The sequence below is a fragment of the Hathewaya limosa genome (genome assembly GCF_030815255.1).
GTDB classification, from domain to species: Bacteria; Bacillota; Clostridia; order Clostridiales; family Clostridiaceae; genus Hathewaya; species Hathewaya limosa.
In genome coordinates this window covers 1-1,149 of record NZ_JAUSWN010000055.1, presented here as the reverse complement: position 1 = coordinate 1,149, position 1,149 = coordinate 1, and the positions used below count along the sequence as shown (strand labels likewise).

General features: G+C 25.9%; 1 tRNA gene and 1 rRNA gene. Both read left to right on the top strand.

From position 1 onward, the window contains the following. Positions 1-114: 114 nt before the first annotated feature. Positions 115-231 (top strand): 5S ribosomal RNA (rrf, locus tag QOZ93_RS14010). 10 nt (positions 232-241) lie between these two features. Continuing rightward, positions 242-316: transfer RNA gene (locus QOZ93_RS14005), tRNA-Asn, on the top strand. Positions 317-1,149 lie beyond the last annotated feature (833 nt).

The window sequence follows — 1,149 nt, the reverse complement described above, 5'->3', positions numbered from 1 at the left end:
CGTGGTAACATGTTCAGCTGACTCATACTAATAGGTCGAGGACTTGACCAAATAAATATTCATTATACAATTTTGAGAGAGCAATCTCTTAAAAATTAATAAGTGTTAAAGAAATCCGGTGACAATGGCGTAAAGGTAACACCCCTTTCCATACCGAACAGGTAGGTTAAGCTTTACAGCGCTGATGGTACTGCAGGGGCAGCCTTGTGGGAGAGTAAGACGTCGCCGGGTAAAAACACGTTCCGCGATAGCTCAACGGTGGAGCACTCGGCTGTTAACCGATAGGTTGAAGGTTCGAATCCTTTTCGCGGAGCCATTTTATTTTTTGATAAATTGAATATTTAAATAAAATCAAAACCTAGTTTACTTAACTAGGTTTTTTATTATATATTTTAAGAAAAAAATTACTTATAACCCTAAGAAAATCTAGAATATTGATTAAAAACAACAATAAACTAAAAATAAGAAATAAAATTTATAATTGCACTAGAAGATTGAATTAAAAAAATCTATATACTTAATTTATGTAAACCAATATCGCATGTAATAAGAAAATAATGCTGAATATATAGTTATTGTAAAAGCTGTATAAAAAAAGATTGAAATTCTACAAAAAACATAAATATTGTCTAAGAATAAAAGTAGAAATGTAAAATAGTTTTAAGGAAGACCTACTTAATTATAATATGGTGTAACAAAATCTATAAGTAGATCAGGTGATAGTATGATTTATTTAAAAATGAAGTGTTCTAAATAAAAGTTATGAAGCTTAATGTAAAAAAGAATGACTATTTATTTTACATTAAGTTTTAGGCTTAATTTTTATATGAGATTTAAATCTAATTAATTGAAAAATGTTGCTTATTTTTATAGATAGTTTTAGATATTTTTATTTTGTGTATATGAATCAATTAAAGATAAAATAGTTAAATTAATAACATATACTTTACCAAGTGTATCTATAATAGAAAAAAAGATAAAAAAGAAGAAAAATGTAATAAATACAGTTTAATTTAAATAAAAAGGGGTAAAATTAATTATATAAATATCATTATATGATATTATATATCTTGTCGCTGCGGCAACGCAGTAAAACAACAAAACAAATTAAAAAATGTTTAAAAAGTTGTTGACAAAGAAAAACAAATT